Annotated in this window: 15 protein-coding genes; 10 read left to right on the forward strand and 5 right to left on the reverse strand. The window is 37.6% G+C overall.

The window, feature by feature from the left end; translation table 11 throughout:
* Positions 1–79: 79 nt before the first annotated feature.
* The 8 genes from AC23ME_RS14770 (at position 80) to AC23ME_RS14805 (ending at position 13,927) form a co-directional block, all read left to right on the forward strand.
* Positions 80–832, forward strand: coding sequence for an SDR family NAD(P)-dependent oxidoreductase (locus AC23ME_RS14770; RefSeq protein WP_487728546.1), 753 nt, complete (start codon positions 80–82; stop codon positions 830–832).
* A gap of 410 nt (positions 833–1,242) precedes the next feature.
* Complete coding sequence (locus tag AC23ME_RS14775) at positions 1,243–4,449, forward strand: SusC/RagA family TonB-linked outer membrane protein (protein WP_487728547.1); 3,207 nt, start codon at positions 1,243–1,245, stop codon at positions 4,447–4,449.
* 12 nt (positions 4,450–4,461) lie between these two features.
* On the forward strand, positions 4,462–6,072 hold the full coding sequence (locus AC23ME_RS14780; protein ID WP_487728548.1) for a RagB/SusD family nutrient uptake outer membrane protein: 1,611 nt from the start codon (positions 4,462–4,464) through the stop codon (positions 6,070–6,072).
* A 12-nt stretch (positions 6,073–6,084) separates the two neighbouring features.
* Positions 6,085–7,656 (forward strand): hypothetical protein, encoded by a 1,572-nt coding sequence (locus tag AC23ME_RS14785; RefSeq protein ID WP_487728549.1) that lies wholly within the window; start codon positions 6,085–6,087, stop codon positions 7,654–7,656.
* Positions 7,657–7,890: 234 nt separating this feature from the next.
* Positions 7,891–10,218, forward strand: coding sequence for a chondroitinase-B domain-containing protein (locus AC23ME_RS14790; protein ID WP_487728550.1), 2,328 nt, complete (start codon positions 7,891–7,893; stop codon positions 10,216–10,218).
* 91 nt (positions 10,219–10,309) lie between these two features.
* On the forward strand, positions 10,310–11,683 hold the full coding sequence (locus tag AC23ME_RS14795) for a polysaccharide lyase 6 family protein (protein WP_487728551.1): 1,374 nt from the start codon (positions 10,310–10,312) through the stop codon (positions 11,681–11,683).
* A 373-nt stretch (positions 11,684–12,056) separates the two neighbouring features.
* Positions 12,057–12,422 (forward strand): BlaI/MecI/CopY family transcriptional regulator, encoded by a 366-nt coding sequence (locus tag AC23ME_RS14800; protein WP_097131181.1) that lies wholly within the window; start codon positions 12,057–12,059, stop codon positions 12,420–12,422.
* 2 nt (positions 12,423–12,424) lie between these two features.
* Complete coding sequence (locus tag AC23ME_RS14805; protein WP_487728552.1) at positions 12,425–13,927, forward strand: M56 family metallopeptidase; 1,503 nt, start codon at positions 12,425–12,427, stop codon at positions 13,925–13,927.
* A 14-nt stretch (positions 13,928–13,941) separates the two neighbouring features.
* Here AC23ME_RS14805 and nudK read toward each other — a convergent pair whose 3' ends face one another.
* The 4 genes from nudK to AC23ME_RS14825 all read right to left on the reverse strand — a co-directional run bounded on the left by nudK (position 13,942) and on the right by AC23ME_RS14825 (position 19,318).
* Entirely contained in the window at positions 13,942–14,520 is a 579-nt protein-coding gene (gene nudK / locus AC23ME_RS14810) for a GDP-mannose pyrophosphatase NudK (protein ID WP_487728553.1), read from the reverse strand.
* A 129-nt stretch (positions 14,521–14,649) separates the two neighbouring features.
* Positions 14,650–17,295, reverse strand: a complete 2,646-nt coding sequence (locus tag AC23ME_RS14815) for a carboxypeptidase-like regulatory domain-containing protein (protein ID WP_487728554.1) — start codon at positions 17,293–17,295, stop codon at positions 14,650–14,652.
* A gap of 96 nt (positions 17,296–17,391) precedes the next feature.
* Positions 17,392–18,336, reverse strand: a complete 945-nt coding sequence (locus tag AC23ME_RS14820) for a GLPGLI family protein (protein WP_487728555.1) — start codon at positions 18,334–18,336, stop codon at positions 17,392–17,394.
* Positions 18,337–18,415: 79 nt separating this feature from the next.
* On the reverse strand, positions 18,416–19,318 hold the full coding sequence (locus AC23ME_RS14825; RefSeq protein WP_487728556.1) for a GLPGLI family protein: 903 nt from the start codon (positions 19,316–19,318) through the stop codon (positions 18,416–18,418).
* A 536-nt stretch (positions 19,319–19,854) separates the two neighbouring features.
* Between AC23ME_RS14825 and rplU the strand changes: the two genes are divergently transcribed.
* Together rplU and rpmA are read left to right on the forward strand one after the other, a co-directional pair.
* The gene (rplU, locus tag AC23ME_RS14830; protein WP_308848217.1) at positions 19,855–20,166 is read left to right on the forward strand and encodes a 50S ribosomal protein L21; all 312 of its coding nucleotides are present in this window, start codon (positions 19,855–19,857) and stop codon (positions 20,164–20,166) included.
* 58 nt (positions 20,167–20,224) lie between these two features.
* Positions 20,225–20,656 carry a 50S ribosomal protein L27 gene (gene rpmA / locus AC23ME_RS14835; protein ID WP_487728557.1) on the forward strand — a complete coding sequence of 144 codons (432 nt, stop codon included), beginning with the start codon at positions 20,225–20,227 and terminating at the stop codon, positions 20,654–20,656.
* A 154-nt stretch (positions 20,657–20,810) separates the two neighbouring features.
* Here rpmA and AC23ME_RS14840 read toward each other — a convergent pair whose 3' ends face one another.
* Entirely contained in the window at positions 20,811–21,773 is a 963-nt protein-coding gene (locus tag AC23ME_RS14840) for a polyprenyl synthetase family protein (RefSeq protein ID WP_487728558.1), read from the reverse strand.
* Positions 21,774–21,778 lie beyond the last annotated feature (5 nt).

Consider the following 21,778-nt stretch of genomic DNA (forward strand, 5'->3'; position numbering starts at 1 on the left):
GCCAACACTTAAAACGGTGTATCCATCAAAGAATATTTTTTTTAAAGACTTACAAATAAAAAATTAAATACTATAGATTATGCGTTTAAAAAACAAAGTTGCGATAGTTTCTGGAGGTGCTAGAGACATAGGTAGGGCGGTTTCTTTACAATTGGCAAAAGAAGGAGCTAAAGTTGTGATCAACTACTTCGATAGCAAAGAACAAGCAGATGAAACCTTGAAGTTAATACAAGAGGCGGGAGGCGAAGGTATTGTTGTACAAGCTGATATGACTAAAGCAGTCGAAGTGGAAGCTTTAGTGGCAGAAGCGAGAAAGGCTTTTGGTGATGAAATTAATGTACTTGTTAACGTTGTAGGTGGTTTAGTGGCTCGCAAAACAACTGCAGAAATGGATGAAGATTTCTGGGATTTTGTAATGAACGTAAACTTGAAATCTGTTTTCTTGGGAGTTAAAGCAGTTTCTCCGTTTATGCCTTCGGGTTCTTCAATCGTTAACTTTTCATCATTAGCTGCTAGAGATGGTGGTGGTCCGGGTGCAAGTGCTTATGCAACATCTAAAGGTGCCGTAATGACTTACACCAGAGCATTGGCGAAAGAATTTGGACCAAAAGGCATTCGTGTGAACGCTTTGGCTCCAGGTATGATCTCTACTACCTTTCACGATACTTTTACAAAATCTGAAGTGAGAACTAATGTTGCAAATGCTACGGCACTGAAAAGAGAGGGTGATGCGAAAGAAGTTGCTGATGTGGTAGCTTACTTAGCTTCTGATGAGTCGAGTTTCCTAACTGGAAATAATATCGATATCAACGGTGGGTTAGCATTCTCTTAAGCAAAGGTACAATACGCTATTCAGTAATTAAGTTTTAGTTACCGCATAGCGGATTAATAACTCAAGAAAGGGGATGTTCAAAAAGGATTTCCTTAAAATACATCCCCTTTTACGATAAACCTGAGTGTTCGGAAGACCAATAAAACAATATCCTTTAAACAAAACCCAATTAACTAGTGAACAAATGAGCTAGTTAACCTATAAACCAAACTAACCAAAAAGAAACTCCATCCGTTTAGGCGAAATCAGCATTTAATCATCGTTAGAATTAATTTTTACAAATAGTTCTACTATTCTTTTTGATTACAAATAATAATGATATATTTGGTCTACCAATTTTTGGTCTACCAATTATTGAGTGTGATTTTCGAGATTGCACAACATTAACCAACATATAAACCTAATTTGCTATGACATTGAAAAGATGTATCAGCAACGCTACATTTTTATTGCTCTGTTTATTTGCTTTAGCTGCAAATGCACAAACGGTAAAAATAAAAGGTGTTGTCAAATCTGAGGATGGACAGGGGATACCTGGTGTTTCTGTAACTGTTAAGGATACCAATAAAGGTGTTTCTACCAACGAAAAAGGAGAATACGAAATCTCTGTTCAGAAAGGGAAAATTCTAGAATTTAAATCGCTAGGCTATAAAATACATTTACAAGGAGTGGCTAATGCTACTACTATTAATGTTACGTTGCAAGATGATGTAAGTTCGATGAACGAAGTTGTAGTAGTAGGTTATGGTACCCAAAAGAAATCTACCGTAAGCTCTGCTGTTAGTAAATTGGAGAACAAGAATTTAGACGAGATCCCAACTTCGAGGTTAGATAACGCATTAATTGGTAAAATAGCAGGTTTAACCGTTCAAAATAATACTTCAGAAGCCGGTGCTGATCCAACTTTACGTGTGCGTGGTGCAAGTTCGATCAATGCCAATGCAGAGCCGTTGGTTGTAGTAGACGGACACCCGATAGCAGATGGTTTGGCTTTCATCAATCCTTATGATGTAGAGTCTATTGAAGTGTTGAAAGATGCAGCTTCTTCTGCTATTTACGGTTCAAGGGGAGCTAATGGGGTAATCTTGGTAACTACCAAAAAAGGTATCGCAGATAAACCAAAATTCTCAGTAAAATCATTCTACGGACTTAAAGAAGCTTACGAGGTTTACCCAATTTTAACTACAACTCAATACACAGAATTACTTTTTGCAGAAGCTAAATTGAGGGAGAATGACCCAAGTGTACCAGCAAATGCAAAAAATATTATTAACGCCAACGAAAGAGCGGCTTACATTATTGAAAATCAAATTAGTGGGTCGCCAACAGATTGGCAACAAGAAACTTTACGAAATGCAGGCATTTATAACTTACAGTTAAATGTGGCTGGCGGTAAAAAAGATTTAAGATACTACGTTTCTGGAAACTTGCAGCAAGACCAGGGTGTGATGAAAGATAGTGAGAACAACAAGGGAAATATCCGTGTGAAATTGGATGTTAACCTTTCACCAAAATTGATGTTAAATGTTAATATCAACCCAACTTACACTAAAGTTCAACGTCCGGCGCAAAACTTTACCAACTATTACAGGTTTCCTTCTTTCTTGCCAGTTTTTCATTCGGCATTTACTTCGGCTTTCGTAAATCAAAATGCACAATGGGCAAATCTAAGATCGGGAGATTGGGCACAGGCACGTCATTTTACCAATCTTAATTATGCAGGTACCATGCCAGATGGCTCATTTTGGCAAAGTACTGGTGCAGTTTCTCCGTTTTCTTCAACTAACAACACACCTTTATCTCATGCAGAGCGAGAGGATAGATTTCAAGAAAGCTATCGTTTTCAATCAGGTACAGATTTAACATACAACCCTACTAAAAACCTATCTTTCAAAAGTTCTGTAGGTGCCTATTATTTGGCTAGAGAAGATAGAAATTTCATCAGAAGCGAAGCTCGTAAAGATGGAGATATCAACCAAGCAACCATTACTAGTGGTACTACGGTAGATATTTTGTGGGAAAACACCATGAACTACGCTAAAAGCTTCGGTAACCACAACTTTAAAGGTTTGTTAGGTTTCACTATGCAGAGCAATTCTGTTAAAGGCTCGCAGCAAATTGGTTATAATTTCCCATCAGATGACTTTTCTACTTTAAACCAAGCTGCTTATTTTGATCAAGCACCAGCTATCCCTGTAAACGTGAAAACAGGTTTAGTTTCATATTTAGGTCGTATCAATTACGATTACCAAGGTAAATATATTGCAACGGCAAGTTTACGTACAGATGAGAGCTCTATTTTTGGTCCGGGTAATAGAAGAGGATGGTTTCCAGCATTTTCTGCAGGTTGGAACATTGCATCAGAATCTTTCATGAAGGGTTCTAAAAAGTGGTTAGAAAGCTTGAAACTTAGAGCAAGTTATGGTGAGACTGGTAATAACCGCATTACACCATTCTCGTATTTAGATTTATTGTTCAGATCTAATTATGTATTTGGCGAAGGTACAGGTCAAGTTAGTCCAGGTCAATCACCAAATAACTTAGTAACTTTTGGTCCAAACATCACTTGGGAAACTACCAAATCAACTAACATTGGTTTAGACGTTGGCTTGTTCAGAAACAAAATACAGTTAAGTTTAGAGTACTATCGTGCTATCACGGATAATTTATTGTTGCAACAAGCACAACAAGCTATCGCAGGATCTGATTCTTTCTGGACCAACAATGGTAAAATCAAAAATCATGGTTTCGAGGTAGAGTTTACTTCAAGCAACATCAGCAATAAAAACTTTAATTGGACAACTTCACTTAACGTAGCTGCAAACAGAAACAAACTGTTAAAATTAGGTGGCGATGAGCCTTATTTGTTCAATTATGGTGAACGTAGCGAAATCTATGCCTCTATTGTTGGTCAGCCTTATGTACAATTCTTCGGTTACAAAACAGATGGTGTTTGGCTTTCACAAGCAGATGCAGATGCTGCCGTAGCTAGCGGACAAACATCCATCTTACAAAGTTATTACAGAGAAGGTGGTGTGAAGTTAAAAGACATCAACGGCGATAATAAAATTGATTTGAACGACCGTGTCATCATGGGAAATCCATTTCCAGATTTTACTTGGGGCATCACAAATACCATCAGATATAAAAAATTCGATTTAAATATCTTGATGCAAGGTTCGCAAGGTGGTCAGTTAATTAACGGCGATTTGTTTTACAACGAATCAAAGAGACAAAACGAACGCTATATCCAAAACAGGTGGGTTAGTCCAGCTAATCCTGGTGATGGTAAAACACCTTATTTCACCAATGGTATTGCTGCAGATTTACTGCTAACCGATTATGGAGTAGAGAGCGCAACATACGCCTATTTAAGAAATATTATAGTTGGTTATACTTTGCCCGCTAAGGCGCTTAAAAAGTTCAAAGTTTCGAGTTTAAGGCTGTATGCTTCGGTAGATAACGTGTTTTTCATTACTGGAAATTCTTACAGAGGTATTAATCCTGAAGCAAGGTTAACAAGTGCTTCTTACGCCTCACCAGTGGTGGCAGGTTATCAAAGAGGGGGCTTCCCGGTAAACCGTACTTACACTTTTGGTCTCGATTTTAACTTTTAATACCATCAAGTCATGAAACAAATACAAAGAATTTCAACTCGCTTCATCATTTTGGTATCATTAGCGACAGCGCTTGCATCATGTAAAAAACTAATAGATGTAGAGCCGGTATCTAACGAAGCTGCTAAAAATTTCTATAAAAATTATAGAGAGGTGAGTGTTGCCTTGTCGGGATGTTATAACGGCATGCAAGAGCCACTAATTAATGAATGGCAGTTTACAGAATTAAGGTCAGACAATGCCCGTCAGCGTTCGGTTAACAGTACTACCAACGTAAACATGGAGCTTAACGTGCTGAACTTGTACACGGCTGGTCCACAACATCAGCAGATTTACAACTATTGGTTGGCAACTTACAAGAACATCCGCAACGTTAATTATGTACTTAGAAGCTTAGGTGTAAGTTATCAAAACAATCAATTGGTGCTTGGTACGCCTACGGCGGATGTTACAGAGGCGCAGCGCGACGAGTTGGTAGGACAGGCATTGTTTATCAGGGCTTACCATTATTTTAATTTGGTGCGTTTGTTTGGTGGCGTGTTTATTGTAACCGAGCCCTTAGAAGCTTCGCAAGCCCGTAAAATTAACCGTTCATCGGTAAATGATACTTACAATTTAATTACGAAGGATTTAGAAGCAGCAGTGAATTTAGCGAGTGCGAAACCCTACAGTCAAATTACATCCACAGATTTAGGTAGGGCAAACTCATGGTCGGCTAAGGCGCTTTTGGCTAAGGTATATTTGACTTTGCCAGTTCCCCGTGCCGCAGATGCGCTTACTTTATTGAACGATGTAATTGCCAATAGTGGTTATGGTTTAGAAAGTAGTTTTCCTCGTGTGTTCGCTATCAATAACGAAATGAACAGAGAGATTTTATTCGCTGTGCGATACAAAGCTGGTTTAGTGGGCTTGGGTAATCCAATGGCAAATATGTTTGCCCCAGCAAGTAGTGGCGATGCAGTTATTAATGGCGATGGAAACGGATTTAACTATCCTACAACAAGTATTTATGGTGCTTTCGTTACCAACAACGCTAGTTTTTCTGATGCCCGTAGAAGCGTAACGGTATCGATTTATGCCAATAGTACAACACCTTACTACGTAAATAAATTTTTCTCGAAAGTAGTTGTAGCTGGTGATGCTGAAAATGATTTTACGGTGCTGCGTTTTGCAGACGTACTGTTAATGAAAGCCGAAGCACAAGGTTATGATGGTGCGGCTGGAAGTTCTGTGGGTTTGATTAATCAAATTAGAGAGCGTTCTGGTGCTGGAAATTATACTACTGGAAGTTTTACTTCTGCTTTCTACAGATATCCAGCAGCAGGTATTGGCGCAATAGAAAGTGCAGCAGATTTCCAAACCGCATTGTTAAAAGAACGTCGCCTAGAGTTAGCTTTTGAAAATCAACGTTTATTCGATTTGATGAGGTTTGGCCAAGCTGTGGCAACTATGCGAGCGCATTACGATGCCGAATATACTGCTTATTACGGCAGATTTAATCCGGTAATTCCGTTGCCAGTTTTACAAGCTAATGTAAACAATGATAAATTGTTGTTGCCTATACCACAAAGAGAAATTGATACCAATACAGAGATCACAATTCCACAAAATCCAGGATACTAAAAAACTAAACAGATGAAAAAAATCCTAAAACCATTATTGCTTTGCTGTTTGGCTATGGCGATAATAGCTGGTTGTAAGAAAAACGAATTTTCTGATGTTGGAGACGGAACCGTTGAAGCAAAGGAGTACACTTTTAACCGAGCTACCAAAATTTTTGATCTGGGTAGTGAACTTAAAAGTAACATTGCAGCAGCAGAAGGTGTAAAGTTCGTTTACTGTTATTTGCAACGTACCGATAAGCCAGATTCTTTAATTCATGTTACGGATAACAAAGGGGTAATTTCACCTACTTATGAGCTTGTTATCCCAATAACGGCTTTTCCGGTGACCAACATGAGTACGGTAAAAGGAGTGAAAGTGTTGGTTAAACAAGGCAACAACAGCTCTTTGGAAGGTTTCGTGCCTATCAAATATTTTGATCCAGCTTTGCCTCAATTTAGTGCTTTCCCAGCAAGTATCAATGCAGATTTAAATGGTAATCCTACGGCTATTGTAGGTACTATAAAGTCAGAATATGGTATTAAACAAGTTGATATTTTAGATGATTATCAAACTGAAAATACTTACGTTTTGGCAAATAGCATTACTGGAATTGCAAACGTAAAAGAATATGCGTTGAATTACGCTTACAACTATCGTAAGGCAGCCCAACACATCAAAGTAAGAGCAATTGATATCTACGATCAAGTTAATGAATTGATTATCAATATGCCAGTTGATGTGTCTATTTTCAAGCCAAGATTCGAGTTGTTCCCGAGCAGCATAGCTACAACAGCTACGTCGATTGCAGGTCAAATTACTTCGGTAACTGGTTTGAAAAAGGTAGACATCTATGACGACAGAAATGGAACTTACCAACTATTGGGAACAGTTGCTAATCTGAATGGTGTAAAAACCTATAATTACAACGGCGCTTACAGCTTCGCAATGCGAGCCGAGCACGTAAAAATTATAGCCGTTGATACCGAAGATTTGCAGTCTGAACTAATTATTCCAATTAATGCGACATATCTGAGTAAGTTGTACAGGGATGTAACCATGACAGCGCAAACTGCTGGAACAGCTACCATTTTCTTTGATTCTAATGGTACAACTGGAGGCAATTGCGAACTGAGTGCAAGTGAACTTACCATGGCATTTTTGTTCTATGGAACTGGTAATGGACCAACATTCTACGCACCAACCAATACCACTAACGTAGCATCTAACTTTAGATGTAACGGAGCTTCTTGGGTATTGTCAAGACCAGCAGCAGATATGAGAGCAACCAGATTTAGAGTGTTATTGTCTAGTGTAGCAGCAGAAAAACTAGTTTACGATGATTTTGCGAATGGTAACTTAGATGATTTAGCTTCGAGACTTAGTGGTTTAACTATTAGTAGTAGTGGGCCAAGGTTCGATGCTAATTCATCAAGTGCTAGTCTTTTCAATACCAATACAGGTTCAAACTTAATTGCAGTTAGAATTCCTGATGTTGGTAATGCAAACTCATCGAAATTTGCGATTATCCATGTTAAAGAGGTAACTGTTGGAACACCAGTAGGTAACTCAACTATTAAATTTGATATCTATATTCAGAAATAAAAGCTTTTTGGTTTATATGTAAATGATTTGTCGTTTCGGTCGGAATAAAAGAAGGATGTACTTGTTTTAATTTCTTCCTCCGATCGAGATGGCAGCATTTATGGGATATGTGAATAGTCAATAACCAAATACAATAATCAAAGTACAATAAGCCAGAAATCAGCGCTGATCTGCGTTTAAAAATCCGCGATCATCATTGGCAACTACTAAATAAATAACCAATCCCTTCCGTTTATGACGAAATTCCGTATCTCTTTTTTAGCTCTTTTCCTCACTACCTCTTTAGCTAGCGCAGCTGATATTTTGGTAAGTACGCCGCAAGAATTAAAATCGGCTGCCGCCAAAGCAAAACCTGGTGATGTAATTTTACTTAAAAATAAGGTTTGGACAGATGTGCAGCTGGTTGTTTCGGGCAAAGGAACCAAAGAAAAACCAATATGGATAAAGCCAGAAAGTGGCGATAAAGTAGAAATTTCAGGAAAATCGAACTTGAAAATTGGGGGCGAATATATTTACATCAAAGGTTTTCATTTCAAAAATGGATACAGCCCTAAAGATCATGTCATCAATTTCAGGGTAGATAACAATAATTTGGCGAACAATTGTCGTATTACGCAGTTTGCAGTGGAGCAATTTAGTCAGCCAGAACGTTTTAAAGGCGACTCTTGGGTGGCGCTTTGGGGTAAAAATAATAGGGTAGACCACTCAACATTCACGAATAAATTAAATGCTGGTCCAGTAATTATAGCTGAGCTTAATGACGAACGTAGTCAAGAAAATTATCACCGTATCGATTCGAACCATTTCAATGGTCGTCAGCGCTTCGGTTCCAATGGTGGAGAAACCATCCGTATAGGTGTTTCTAGATATTCGTTAACGGCCTCGAAAACTCAAATTGTACACAATCTTTTCGAGAGGTGCAGCGGAGAAGTAGAAATAGTTTCTATCAAATCTGGTGAAAATAACATCAGTTTTAATACTTTTTTAGAATGTGAAGGAAGTTTAGTGCTGAGGCATGGTTCTAAAAACGTAGTGCAAGGCAATCTATTTTTAGGTAACAACAAACCATTTACTGGTGGTGTAAGAGTTATCAATCCTGGCCATCAAGTATTTGATAATGTATTTAAAGATCTCAAGGGAACTGCTTTTCGTTCGCCATTGGCAGTAATGAACGGTGTGCCAAATTCACTGATTAATCGTTATTACCAAGTGGTTGATGCTAAGATTGAGCGTAATACTTTTATCAATTGCGAACCATCATTATTTGGCACAGGAAAAGATTCTGAACGTACCTTGTCGCCACAAAATGTGATCTTTGCTAAGAACTTATTGGTGCAACCTGTTAATGCACTTTATGTTGATGAAAACAAGGACGGAGGAATTAGCATCAAAGATAATGCTGTGCAATCTAACCTTCCATTGCAAGATGGTTTTGTAAATAAAAAAACATCGAACGTAGCTATTAACGGAATTTCATTTCCTTATTTAGCAGATTACGGTGCGCCTTTAAAGCAAATGAAATTTGTACAGAAGAAGGATGTTGGCGCATCTTGGTATAAGCAAGAAGTAAAGTCGGTGAATGCTCAGCCTAAAGTGGTCAAAATTGCTGCTAAAGAAAGTGTGAACATCCAACAGGTTATAGATCAATTAAGTGATGGAGATATTCTAGAACTTAACGATACAGGTTTTTACAGTGTTGAAGATGAAATTGTAGTGGGTAAATCTATCACTATTAGAGCTGCGGCTGACTTAAAAAGCAAACCAGTTTTTGTAAATGGAAGTAGCAAAACGCTACCCGCTTTCATCACCATTGATAACGGAGCTACCGTAAAAGTTAGCGGAATTGCATTTAAAGGTGCTAATGGTAGCGGTGGCGATGTGCGCTGCGGTATCCGCTCAACAGAATTGCCGATGAACAAACCTTACAAAGCTTTTATAGATGCTTGTGAGTTTTATGATTATAACGAAGGTTCTTTTGCGGGGTTCAAAGGAAGTAAGTCGACATTAGCTGATAGCTTGGTAATTACAAATTCGCTATTTAGAAACATTTCTGGAACTGGAATTAATTTGGCCGAAGAACGCGACGACAAAGGTATTTATGGCGCAGAATATACAGTGGTTAAAAATTGTGTTTTTACGAACATTTTGGGTAGTGCAATTAACGTGTATCGTGGCGGAAATGATGAAAGTACTTTAGGACCATTTGTGACGATAGAAAATTGCACTATTAACGAAGTAGATAATAGAGAACAAGGTGCGGCAATTCGCTTATTGGGAGCTCAATATGCAAGAGTTTTAAACAGCAATTTTGTTAACAGCGGGCAAGGAGGAAGGTCTATTGAGTTTAGAGAATTTCGCTGGGATAATGTATTGGTAGATTACTGTAATTTTTATCAATCTGGGAAAGTGGATACCTATTACGGTAAACTTATCGGAAAACATATTTTCGATATTAAACCAACGTTTAACGATATAAAGTCTTTTGATTTTAAGCTTCAATCTGGAAACGAATTATCCAAAAAAGGACCAGCTGGAAATAACATTGGTGCAAACATTAAATAAATTAATCTGAGAGTGAAAAGATCAAGGTTTTTAAATCACATAATGGATAATAAAATCTGGTAGCTTCATCACAAACGAATAGATATATATAATGATGAAAAAATATAACAGCTTCCTTTTGGGCTTTTTCTTGGTAAACTGCATTGCTTTTAGTTCTTGTGCTGCTTCAAACGTGGCTGAGGTTGTTGAAGAAAAAGAACAGCAAGCTAAACCGCAGGCTAAAGTTTATACCATCAGTTCTGGAGCCGAACTTAGTGCTTTAAATTTGCAACCCGGTGATAAAGTAGTGATGAAAGCTGGCGAATGGAAAAGCCAGCAGCTAAACTTTAAAGGTAAGGGTACTTCAGAAAATCCGATAACGCTAGTTGCCGAAACAAAGGGTAGTGTGGTGCTTTCTGGAAATTCAAATTTAAAAATTGATGGCGAGTGGTTGATGGTAGATGGATTATCGTTTAAGGATGGTTTTTCTTTAAAAGATGATGTGGTGATTTTCACGAAAACAACTTCAAATAGCCGTTTAACAAATACTAGCATCGAAAATTATAACCCAAGTGACAAGACTGTGGATTACAAATGGGTGTCGCTGTATGGAAGAAACAATCGAGTAGATCATTGCTCTATCTCAGGTAAAACGCATCAAGGTACAACTTTAGTGGTTTGGTTAGATGACAAACCAAATTACCACAAAATAGACCATAACTATTTTGGCCCACGACCAGATTTAGGTGTAAACGGTGGCGAAACTATTCGCATTGGAACAAGCACTTACTCAATGAATGATTCTTATACCGAAGTAGAGAATAATATCTTCGATAAATGCAACGGCGAAGTAGAGATTATCTCGATTAAATCTGGTTACAACAAAATCTCGAGCAATCTCTTTTACGAATGTGTAGGCACAGTAACTTTTAGACACGGTAATAATTCGGAGGTTAACAATAACTATTTCATTGGAAATAACCTACCCAATACTGGTGGAGTTAGGATTATTGGCGAGAACCAAAAAGTGCATGGGAATTATCTGTACAAAATAGCAGGAAGAACGCTACGTTCTGCAATTTCTGTAATGAATGCCTATGAAAATCCCGCTTTGAGTGATTATTGGCAGGTTAAAAATGCCGATATACAAGATAACATTATTGTAGATGCACGAGAAGCTTTTGTATTAGGAGCTGGCAAAGATAACGCTAGAACAGTAGCACCCGATGGCGTAAAAATTGCAAATAATTATGTCATCAATCCAACAGCTTTATTGGTAACTCAAGACGAACCAAAGAACTTGAGAATTGAAAATAACCAATTAGAAGGTGGTACTTTAATTTTAGGTTTTGTGAAATTAGGTAGCGACCTGCAAATGTCTGATGGTATTTGGCAAAAGAAAACTGCTATAAAAAAGCCTTTCTGGTTAACTACTGCAATTGGTCCAGATTGGAAAAAGGATAATCGTAGTTTTATTTTTAGGTAGGGTAATTGGAAGTTAACTAAGCACCCCGGTTTTAAACCACCCTCCTGCAAATCGGAGGGAATTACATCACACATTCTCCTCTTTTAAAGGGGTGCCTGAAGAGCGAGGTGTTTTTGCTTACAGCCATTTTATATTTTTACTGCAACTGCCGCTTAGCCCCGATAGTAGCGAAAATCTTTTTTGTCATGCTGAGCTCGTCGAAGCACAAAAAAATTGTAGCGAATAGCGGGACTTTCTCTCAATTTCTGCATAAGGACTGCGCTTCTAAAATAAGTCATTTACCTCCAAGCATTTATTAACAAAATTTAACGGCTAAGCTATTGCACTTTAATTAATTACTTTCGTATATTTACGATTATTTCGTAATTGATTGATGGAAAAGTTAACACAGCAAGAAGAAGAAGCAATGCTAGCCATTTGGCAGGTTGGTCCGGGTTTTATTAAGGAGTTTATGGATGCCATGCCAGAGCCAAAAGCGCCTTATACTACGGTTGCATCTACGGTGAAAAACCTTGAGCGTAAAGGTTTCTTAAAGGGCGAACGTTACGCCAATGCCATTAGATATAGTGCGAAAGTGAAAGAAGCAGACTACAAAAAGCGTTTCATGAACGGTTTTGTGAACGATTATTTCCAAAGTTCGTATAAGGAATTGGTAGCGTTTTTTGCGAAAGATAAAAAGATAAGTGCGGCAGAGTTAAAAGAGATAATTGACCTGATTGAGAAACCTGAAGATAAATAGATATGCCTGATCTTTTTATTATTCTGTTAAAGATAAACTTGGTGTTGCTGCTATTTGCTGCCACTTATTATCTGGTATTGCGCAGATTAACTTTTTACGTTTTAAATCGTTGTTTTTTGGTGTTTGGAATTGTTTTTTCTACAGTTTATCCATTCATCGATTTAACGGAATTTTTTCATAAGCAAGAAGTAGTTGCCTATCTGCCACAGCTTAATCAAAAGGCTTCGGAACTGGTGCCTACTGGTTTTTTCATTAACAACTGGCCAGTATTAAGCGCACTGTTTTATTTGGGCGTATTGTTTATGACCGTTAGATTGGCTATTCAGTTCATTTCTCTTTATAAAATCCATAAAAAATCTAATCCTAGTACCGTTGCCAATTACAAAGTAAGAACGCTTGATGAAAGTGTAAGTCCGTTTTCTTTTTGGCAAACTATTTACGTTAATCCGAGCTTGCATAACGAGAAAGAATTGGATACCATTTTAGCACATGAAATGGTGCACGTAAAGCAATGGCACTCTGTAGATATTATTTTGGCCGAGTTGAGCGTGGTTTTTTACTGGTTTAACCCTGGGGTTTGGTTAATGAAGAAAGCTGTAAAGGAAAACTTGGAATTCATTACCGACCAGAAGATATTGAGGAAGGGAATGGATCGGAAAGCTTATCAATATAGTTTGCTAGGCGTTGGACAACTGAATACTTCAGTTGCTATCGTTAATAATTTTAATCTTTCTGATTTAAAGAAACGTATAAAGATGATGAATGTAAAGCGTTCATCGAAGTTAACTTTAAGCAGATACGCTTTAGCTTTACCCGTTTTGTTGTTAACTACTTTAGCCTTTACCATTTCGAAGAAAGAGGTAAAAGCGCATTTGCCTCAGTTGGCTAAAATAATTCCACATTTAAATGTTGAGGAGGAAGAAAAACCAGAAGAGAAAGTGATTGTAGTTGCTCCCAAGAAGAAAAAGATAATTGAGAAAACGTTAGCAGAAAAACCTGTTAAAAAAGATACCCTTTATAAGATAAATCACATTGTAAGTACGCTTTTTTTAGATAGAGATAGTAATGCAAACGGTAGACCTAATTTAAACGAAATTAAGGAAATGATGGCTGCAGTTACAGAGAAGCTTGGGATACCTCGTAGTCAGAAACCTATTGTTAACGGAAAAATAAGCCAAATTTTCGTTTATAAAAAAGACAGCGCAATGGTTGGAGTAACCGGTGAAAGCCCTAAAATGTCTATTAAATTTAGATCGACTGGTAAATTTGAAGAAGCGGATTTGCCGCTTCCCAAAGGAGATAAGATGATAATTGTAAGAGGCTTTAAGAAAACTACAGACAGTGTCGCTATCGATGATGTTAAAATGATAGTGAATGGGAAGGTTTATCCTGCTAAGGAACTGAGCAACATTAATCCTAATGAAATTCATCATGTACAAGTAATAAAAGGTGAAGGTAAAAATTCACAAATACATGTAGAGCTTAAGCAAAAGGCTGAACTTTAAGTTCAGCCTTTTGCTTATAGTATATTTTTTAATCTCAAATGCTGAATCAGCATAATCGTTTTTGCATCTTTAATCTCACCGTTGGCAATCATATTCAAGGCATCTTCGAACGCTAGTTCTAGAACCTTAATGTGTTCCTCTTCGTGAGCTAAGCCGCCGCCTTCATTAACTTTCATAGATTTTTCATAAGCAGCAATAAAAAAATAAAGAATTTCGGTTACAGAGCCTGGTGACATATAGGCTTCGAAAACTTTATGTACATCGGTTACTTTATAACCAGTTTCTTCTTCCGTTTCTCGTTTAATACAGTCTTCTGGGTTGTCTTTGTCTAGTAGACCTGCGCAGGTTTCTATCAACATTCCCGAAGGGTTTCCATTAATATAAGTGGGTAAGCGAAATTGTTCGGTTAGGATAATAGTTTGCTGCTCTTGATTATATAGTAGAATAGTGGCGCCGTTTCCTCTGTCGTACGCCTCACGATCTTGAACTTGTTTGCTTCCGTCTGGCCTAGTAAACTCGTAAGTTATTTTTCGGAGCACGTACCAATTATCGCTTAAAATTTCGGTATTTAAAATATGGATATCGTTGATCATAATAAAGATTTATAGATAGACTCAGTTTTGATGAATTTGTAACGGAGCAAGTTGAAATATAGTACATAAAAAAGCGGAAATACCGATGAGGTAAATCCGCTTTATAAAATCTTTCCGTTTTTTGGATGCTTAGTAATTAAACGTTACTCTAAACATCGCAACCCTTCCCGGTATTTCGTACCTACCTACCGTTAATGCGTTGGCCGAAACGTTAATCGCTTCAAATCTTTTCAAATTTGCTAAATTGGTGATACCAAATTCTAGATCTGTTTTCAACTTTAGTACTTTATATCTGATATTAAAATCTGCAAACAAGTATTTCAAATCTGCCTGGCTAGACTGTTTAGTGAAAATGTGCTCTGCAGAAAGGTTTAAAAACACAGATTTTAGTACTGTTGCTGTCAATCCAGATTGTTGTCTTAACTGTTGGAAATTAGTGCCAATACCGGTGTTTGTAGCTTTATTCCTGTTGTCTGTAAAAGTACCCGTGTAAGAGAAATTCATAAACTTTGTCAATTTCGCTTCAATCCCAGCTTTATAGATGTAGGTATCTGCTTCAAAAGGTAGTAACTGATTGTTCTGCAACTGTTGGAATTGACTGTGTGAATAACTAAATCCTGCATTTACCGTACTTTTTAACGCAAATAGATACTTGCTTAAGCCCGAATTAACACCTAAGCTTTTCATCTGGTTTTCTAAAGGAAGTACAATGCGCTGTTGCGTGTTGTTGGTTAAAGTGTAAGCAGATATCGTATTTAAATCGGTAATGCTGTAAGTAACTCCTACATTACCAAAAATCATTTCTATCGCCTTGCGGAAATTAAAATTGCCAGAAAAAGAATGCGAAGAGCTTTCTGAAATAGGAGCATTGTTAGCGAAAAGAGAACGATAATTGCGCAATACTGTTCCGCTATAAACATCGTCAATGGTGCCAAGATTGTTTCTAAACATATACGCTGCACTCACGTAATTTTCTGGACTGGTTTGGTATTTAAAATTCACCGCTGGATTGATGAAGAAACGCTCCAAATTTTTATCTACGCTGTGGTTTGCATCGTCATAACTAATGTTGTTATAGCTCACAGGAATTCTAACGCCAGCTGTGATTTTATCGGAAGTATACTCGTAAATATTTTCTAAATAGACCCTCGAACGTAACCAATTTAAATCGTTCAATGTTCCTAGAGCAGCAAGTTCGCTGCTACCATTATTTTGCATTTTAGTTAAATCTGAATTTAAATTTTGATGTTGCAACAAAAAACCGGCCCTATAAGTCTGTACAAATTTACCTGATGGAAAAGCCATCGATGCAAAGTTGTTGGTATAAAGCGTTGGTAAATCTAAATATTGATTTAAACTGGCATAAGGTGTGCCATTGTTAAGGATTTCCTCATTTAAACCTGGTTTAATATCTAGGTGTTCCGGCTGCGTTGTTCTGCTAATAGAAGAAGACAAGTGAACCATATTTCCAGATTTCAGTTTCTTGCGATATCCCAAATCGTTAGACAAGGTAAACATATCTTGCCTTAGCGATTGGAAAGCACCTACACCATTGATAAATACATTAGAATTGGTACGAGTAGGATTATACTCAGCAACAAAAATATTATTAAAATAGTAACCATCTGTGTTTCCGTTTAAGGTAAACTGACCTCGTAATTTTTGCGGATTTAAAAAATTATCCTGATTTTCCTGGTAATTGATTGTTTGTCCGGCTAAGCGAGTTTCTGATGATTTAAAATAGACTTGCCTACGCTCATCGTACAAATAGGAAACATTTGCCCTTAATTGTAAGTCATTATTAAACTTGAAAAGGTTATTCAAATTGGCTTGTCCTGCTTTGTTGAATAATGATCGGCTTTGTGGTAAATTTGGTACGCCAGCGGCACCAGCGGAAAGCAAATTACCAGGTTTAGAATTATCGTTGCCAATAGGGTTGAATGCCATTAGGTCTAGTCCTGGATCTATACCGATGTTATTGCCCTTAAGATTGTTCAAAAACTTCACCTTTTTATTAAAGAGCATGGCATTCACATTGCCGTCAAACCGTTCTGGAGTTCCCAAACCAGCTTTAACTTCACCCATCACTTTCAGTTTTGCTTCGTCTTTAATCACAAGATTCAAAGCAACATCGTCGCTAGTGTTGTTTTTTTGCAGCATTTTAATGGGCTGATCTTTTTCTATCACCTGTACTTTATCTACCGCACCGTGTGGTATCGCTTTTGTGCCAATACCGTATTTGTCTTCTAGTAGGTTATCGCCATCAATGTACATGTTAGAAATGTTTTTTCCATTGTAGCTGATCTTCCCGTTTTCGGCAACTTCAATTCCGGGCATTTTTCTTAAAACATCGCCAATACTACGGTCTTGTTTATCAGAAAAATCTGAAGTTTTGTAGTTTAGTGTATCTCCACTTGAGCTTAGTCTAGGACGATTTTTAACCTCCACTGTTTTCAAGCTAATCTCGCTTTCGGCTAAAACGATATCACTGTTTTTGTTGAAATCTGTTAGACTAACACTTTTTTTCTCAAAACCTAAAATGCTGAAATCTAGCGTTAAGTCGTTCGAGGTTTCGTCAGTATTAATTACAAAATCACCCTTGTCGTTTGTTCTCGAGAAACCAAGCGTGCTTCCTTCTTTGTCTTTTAAACTAACCATGACAGAAGGAAGCGGCTTAGCTTTTGTATCTTTAACCTTACCTTTTATTTGTTTTTGGGCAAACGCGGCAATGCTACCTAAGCTCGTTATTAGGAGCATAAATAATAGCTTTTTCATCAAAATGTGTGTTAGATGAAAAGAGGTACTTAGCAATACGCTGTGATAACCTAGTATTGCTAAGTACCTTCTTTAAAATAGTTTGTTTGGTTTGGCTTATTTTTTTTCTGGAAGTTCGATAGGATTGTTAAATACAAACTTTTTCGCACCACCAGGGGCAGCTACAAAGCTGGTACTAGTTTTTACATTTGCACCCATGTTTCTTCCTGCCATTTGTGCGTTTATAAATCCTTGTGGGTCTTTATCCCTTGCTTCTTTTAACTTATCAACCTCTTTCTGCGACGTTTTAATCGCATCTGTAGGTAATTTAATTTCATTGCCTAAGTAAGTGTCTCCATCCATTCCTCTTAACTTAACTGTGCCTGTTGTGCCATTTGGTAGCGTAACAGTTTGGTCGGTCTCTTTAGGTCTATCTTCTTCGGTAACTTTATCAATACCAGCAAACTGGAATTTTACTTCGTTTTTCTCATCATGTGCTTCTATAATTAAGCCTGGTAAACCGTTCAGTTTCCACGGACCGCTTTGAAAAGCTAAATCTGGAGCAAACCAGGCAATCCAATTTCTGCCTTTAAAATAAGTGGTAGCTTTTTGACATTTTACGCCAGAGAAGCTAGCAGTGTCCTTACTGATTTTCCAATTAATTGAAGGAGCCTTTTCTTCGATTAGATAATTGCTAATCACACGTTCTTTAGTGAAGAATTTGTTCTCGTTAGCGAAATAGAAATAATCTACCTGTGTTACAGGTTTGGATGAAGTTCTGTTGATACTGATATTGCCAGGGGTACCTGCTTGGTTTCTAATTTGCTCCTCAAGAGATTTGCGAATTTCTGCGTCTCTATTAATTTTATCGTAGCTAGTAAATACCGAAGCGTTTTTGCCAATTACCAAAAGCATGTTCTCGGTATAGAAATCATTTCTTTGAGCAGTGTCTCGCATGTGCGAAAGTGTATATCTCACCCTAGCTAATGATTTGTCTGCATTTTGAGCAAAAGCCGCAGTGCTAATAGCTGCAGCAATTAATGTAAGTTTTAAAATCTTCATGTGTTATAATTAAGTTTTCGTAAAGCTACGAAATATTCGTAGACAAGAACGTGTTTTAACAAATTTTAACCAAAATCATTTATTTCAATTCTATCGGATTATTAAAGCTGATAGGAGGTGTAGAGTTTGTCCTATTGCCCATCGACTGTTTGGCAACGTTTAAAAGACCTTCCATTGGCGTGCCAGCCACTTGCGTTTTTGCGAAACCGTAAGGGTCTGCATTTCTGGCATCCTTTAATCGCTTAAATTCTTGCGCACTTACCTTTAGCGATTTTGCTGGAAGCCTAATTTCATTTCCCATTAGGTCGGTGTCCAAGTGTTTTTCATCCTCCGTTGCATGCTTTTTATCAGAAGGTTTAAAGTTTACAGTTTCAAACCCTGCAAATTGAAATAGAACCTCTTTCCTGTCATCGTAGGCATCGATAATTAGCCCCGGTAGGCCATTTAGTTTCCAAGGGCCGCTTGCAAAGGGCAGTTCTGGGGCAAACCAAGCAACCCAATTTCTGCCTTTAAACACTGTGGTTGCTTTTTGGCATTTTACTCCAGAGAAACTCATGGTGTCTCTTTCAATCTTCCAATCAATTTTAGGGATTTCTTCTTCTACTATGTAGTCCTGAATTAACTTTTCGGCAGTAATAAATTTATTTTCCCTATTAAAAATAAAGTACTCGGTTTCTATGGTACGTTGCCTTCTGTTAGATGTAATAGTGGCACCATTCAGTGTTCCGCCATTGTTTTTAATTTGCTCGGCTACATGCTTCTTAAAGTTAATGACCTGGTTAAGTCTAACATTGCTGGTGTAAAGCGATGCGTTTTTACCAATAATAAGTACCATTTCTTCTACCCAGGGCTTATCTCGTTTGGTAGTATCTACCACATGGGAAAAATTGTACTTCGCTTTAGCTATGGCCAATTCTGGCTCTTGTGCGAAAGTTGCCATAGCTAAACAAATGCCCAATAATGCTAAAATGTTCTTTTTCATTGTTTAATGTTTTCGTAAATCTACGAATATTTCGTAATAATGCAAATGATTTTTCTTTTTAGGGAAAACGAAATGCTGCAGCATGGGTAGCGCTAGTCCCGCTTTCGCTCATAGTCCTCGCTTCGCTTTGCTAACGCTCTCGCTCGCTGTGGGCTAATCCGCTCAATCGGGTTTAAAAAACTTAAACCTGTGCACAGCACTTGCATTTTAAACCCGATGGGAACGAGCACGAGTGAAACGAGTAAAGTGTACAGCGGGGCTACAGGTCGCCACGAAGGGGAGAAGAGGTTTTATAAAAAATAACCAATCAACAATAATCAATTATCAAAAGGTTAACCACTAATACCTAATGGAGAAATAACCCATCACCAATAACCAATTGCCAAATAGTTAGTTGCCGATGCCTAATGAACCAATGAACAGTTAACCAAAAACAGCCAGCGAAATATTTTTCATCGGCTATTGTGTTTGAAAATTAAATGTTCTATATTTGCACCTCGAATAAAAATAAATAGAAATAAAATAATTATTTAACAATGTACGCAATAGTAAATATAGCAGGGCAACAATTTAAAGTTGCAAAAGACCAGCACCTTTTTGTACACCGTTTACAAGGAGATGAAGGCGCTAGTATTGAATTTGACAATGTATTGTTGGTTGACAATGGTGGTAAAATTTCTGTAGGTGCGCCTGCAGTTAAAGGAGCTAAGGTTGCGGCTAAAATCGTGTCTCATTTAAAAGGTGATAAAGTAATCGTTTTCAAAAAGAAACGTAGAAAAGGTTACAAAAAGAAAAATGGTCACCGTCAGTCATTCACGAAAATCCAGATTGAGAGTATCACTCTGTAGTTAAATTATTTGCAAATTCAATGATTAGCTTTTTGCTAATTGTTTAAAAGATAAAAAAATGGCACATAAGAAGGGAGCCGGTAGTTCAAAAAACGGTCGCGAGTCGCATAGTAAACGTCTAGGTATTAAAATTTTTGGTGGTCAAGAGGCTATCGCTGGTAACATCATCGTTCGTCAGCGTGGTACAAAACACCACCCAGATAAAGGTGTTGGTATTGGTAAAGACCATACTTTATTTGCTTTGGTACCAGGTATCGTTACTTTTAAAAAGAAAAGAGATAACAAATCATACGTTTCTGTATTACCAGCTGTAGTAGAAGATGCTGCTCCTGTTAAAAAGGAAGCTGCTCCTAAAGCTGAAGCTAAGAAAACTGCTGCTCCTAAGAAAGCTGCAGCTCCAAAAGCAGAAGCTGCTGAGAGCGTTGAGAAAGCACCAGCTAAAAAAGCTGCTAAAGTTGAAGAAGCACCTGCTGCTGATTCTGCTGAATAATATTTGTAACTCGATTACATTTAAAAGCCCCGAGAATTTCTCGGGGCTTTTTTGGTTTTATGCTTTTTTGAGTTGTAGATTGTAAAACCGAATTAGCTGTAAAAAAAACTCCCCAATAGATTTTGGAGAGTTTTTGTCTTTGTAAGATGAAGAGCTAGCTTTCCCTTTCCATAATTTGCTTGGTTAGTTCTCTTAAGTAACTCTTTCTGTTCTCTGCCACTTCTAACGCATCTAACGCCTGATAAGCGTTGGTTAAATATTGTTCCATCTTAGCATTAGACAATTGCTTAATACCGTAACTGTTGTATAGTTCGGTAACTGCGCTTACTTTTTGCTCTGTACTTTTATGACTACCTAAAAGGATATCAGTTTCTTCTGAATTGATCAATTGTTTTGCAGTGAGGTGAAGGAAGGTCTTTTTGTTGGAGATAATGTCTCCTCCAACTTGTTTACCGAACTTTTCTGGGTCGCCGTAAACGTCTAGTATGTCGTCTTGTAATTGAAAAGCTACACCTAGGTTCTCTCCAAATTGATAAAGTAGCGCTGCATTTTTATCATCTGCACCACCAACAATAGCACCTAGTTTCATAGCGCCACCTAATAAAACAGCGGTTTTAAGCCTAATCATTTCAATGTATTCTTCAATACTTACGTCGTCTCTAGTTTCAAACTCCATGTCTAGTTGCTGACCTTCGCAAACCCCTTGGGCAGTTTGGTTAAAGGTATCTAGCACAGGTTTTAAAACGCTGATGTCGACTTTTGAAAGGTGCTTGTTAGATTCCACCATCATTACGTCGCCACTTAAAATAGCATTGTTAACACCCCATTTTTCGTGTACGGTTTGTTGGCCTCTACGTAATGGAGCATTATCCATAATGTCGTCATGAACCAGCGTGAAATTATGGAAAGTTTCAATAGCCAAGGCTACATCAAGCGCTTTGGTAACTTCATCGGTAAAAAGTTCGGTAGCCATTAAAACCATTACCGGTCTAATTCTTTTACCACCTAAACTCATGATGTATTTTATAGGCTCGTATAAATTTGCTGGGTTTGCCGGGTATGCTATTTTTGGTATAGCATTTTCAATCAATTTTTGTAATTCTGTAGGATTGTGCATTATAA

Source organism: Pedobacter sp. T50_32, assembly GCF_057652195.1.

Excerpts from the sequence above, each read along its gene's own strand:
- AC23ME_RS14770 (WP_487728546.1), top strand. The coding sequence starts at position 80 with ATGCGTTTAAAAAACAAAGTTGCGATAGTTTCTGGAGGTGCTAGAGAC.
- AC23ME_RS14775 (WP_487728547.1), top strand. The coding sequence starts at position 1,243 with ATGACATTGAAAAGATGTATCAGCAACGCTACATTTTTATTGCTCTGT.
- AC23ME_RS14780 (WP_487728548.1), top strand. The coding sequence starts at position 4,462 with ATGAAACAAATACAAAGAATTTCAACTCGCTTCATCATTTTGGTATCA.
- AC23ME_RS14785 (WP_487728549.1), top strand. The coding sequence starts at position 6,085 with ATGAAAAAAATCCTAAAACCATTATTGCTTTGCTGTTTGGCTATGGCG.
- AC23ME_RS14790 (WP_487728550.1), top strand. The coding sequence starts at position 7,891 with ATGACGAAATTCCGTATCTCTTTTTTAGCTCTTTTCCTCACTACCTCT.
- AC23ME_RS14795 (WP_487728551.1), top strand. The coding sequence starts at position 10,310 with ATGATGAAAAAATATAACAGCTTCCTTTTGGGCTTTTTCTTGGTAAAC.
- AC23ME_RS14800 (WP_097131181.1), top strand. The coding sequence starts at position 12,057 with ATGGAAAAGTTAACACAGCAAGAAGAAGAAGCAATGCTAGCCATTTGG.
- AC23ME_RS14805 (WP_487728552.1), top strand. The coding sequence starts at position 12,425 with ATGCCTGATCTTTTTATTATTCTGTTAAAGATAAACTTGGTGTTGCTG.
- nudK (WP_487728553.1), bottom strand. The coding sequence starts at position 14,520 with ATGATCAACGATATCCATATTTTAAATACCGAAATTTTAAGCGATAAT.
- AC23ME_RS14815 (WP_487728554.1), bottom strand. The coding sequence starts at position 17,295 with ATGAAAAAGCTATTATTTATGCTCCTAATAACGAGCTTAGGTAGCATT.
- AC23ME_RS14820 (WP_487728555.1), bottom strand. The coding sequence starts at position 18,336 with ATGAAGATTTTAAAACTTACATTAATTGCTGCAGCTATTAGCACTGCG.
- AC23ME_RS14825 (WP_487728556.1), bottom strand. The coding sequence starts at position 19,318 with ATGAAAAAGAACATTTTAGCATTATTGGGCATTTGTTTAGCTATGGCA.
- rplU (WP_308848217.1), top strand. The coding sequence starts at position 19,855 with ATGTACGCAATAGTAAATATAGCAGGGCAACAATTTAAAGTTGCAAAA.
- rpmA (WP_487728557.1), top strand. The coding sequence starts at position 20,225 with ATGGCACATAAGAAGGGAGCCGGTAGTTCAAAAAACGGTCGCGAGTCG.
- AC23ME_RS14840 (WP_487728558.1), bottom strand. The coding sequence starts at position 21,773 with ATGCACAATCCTACAGAATTACAAAAATTGATTGAAAATGCTATACCA.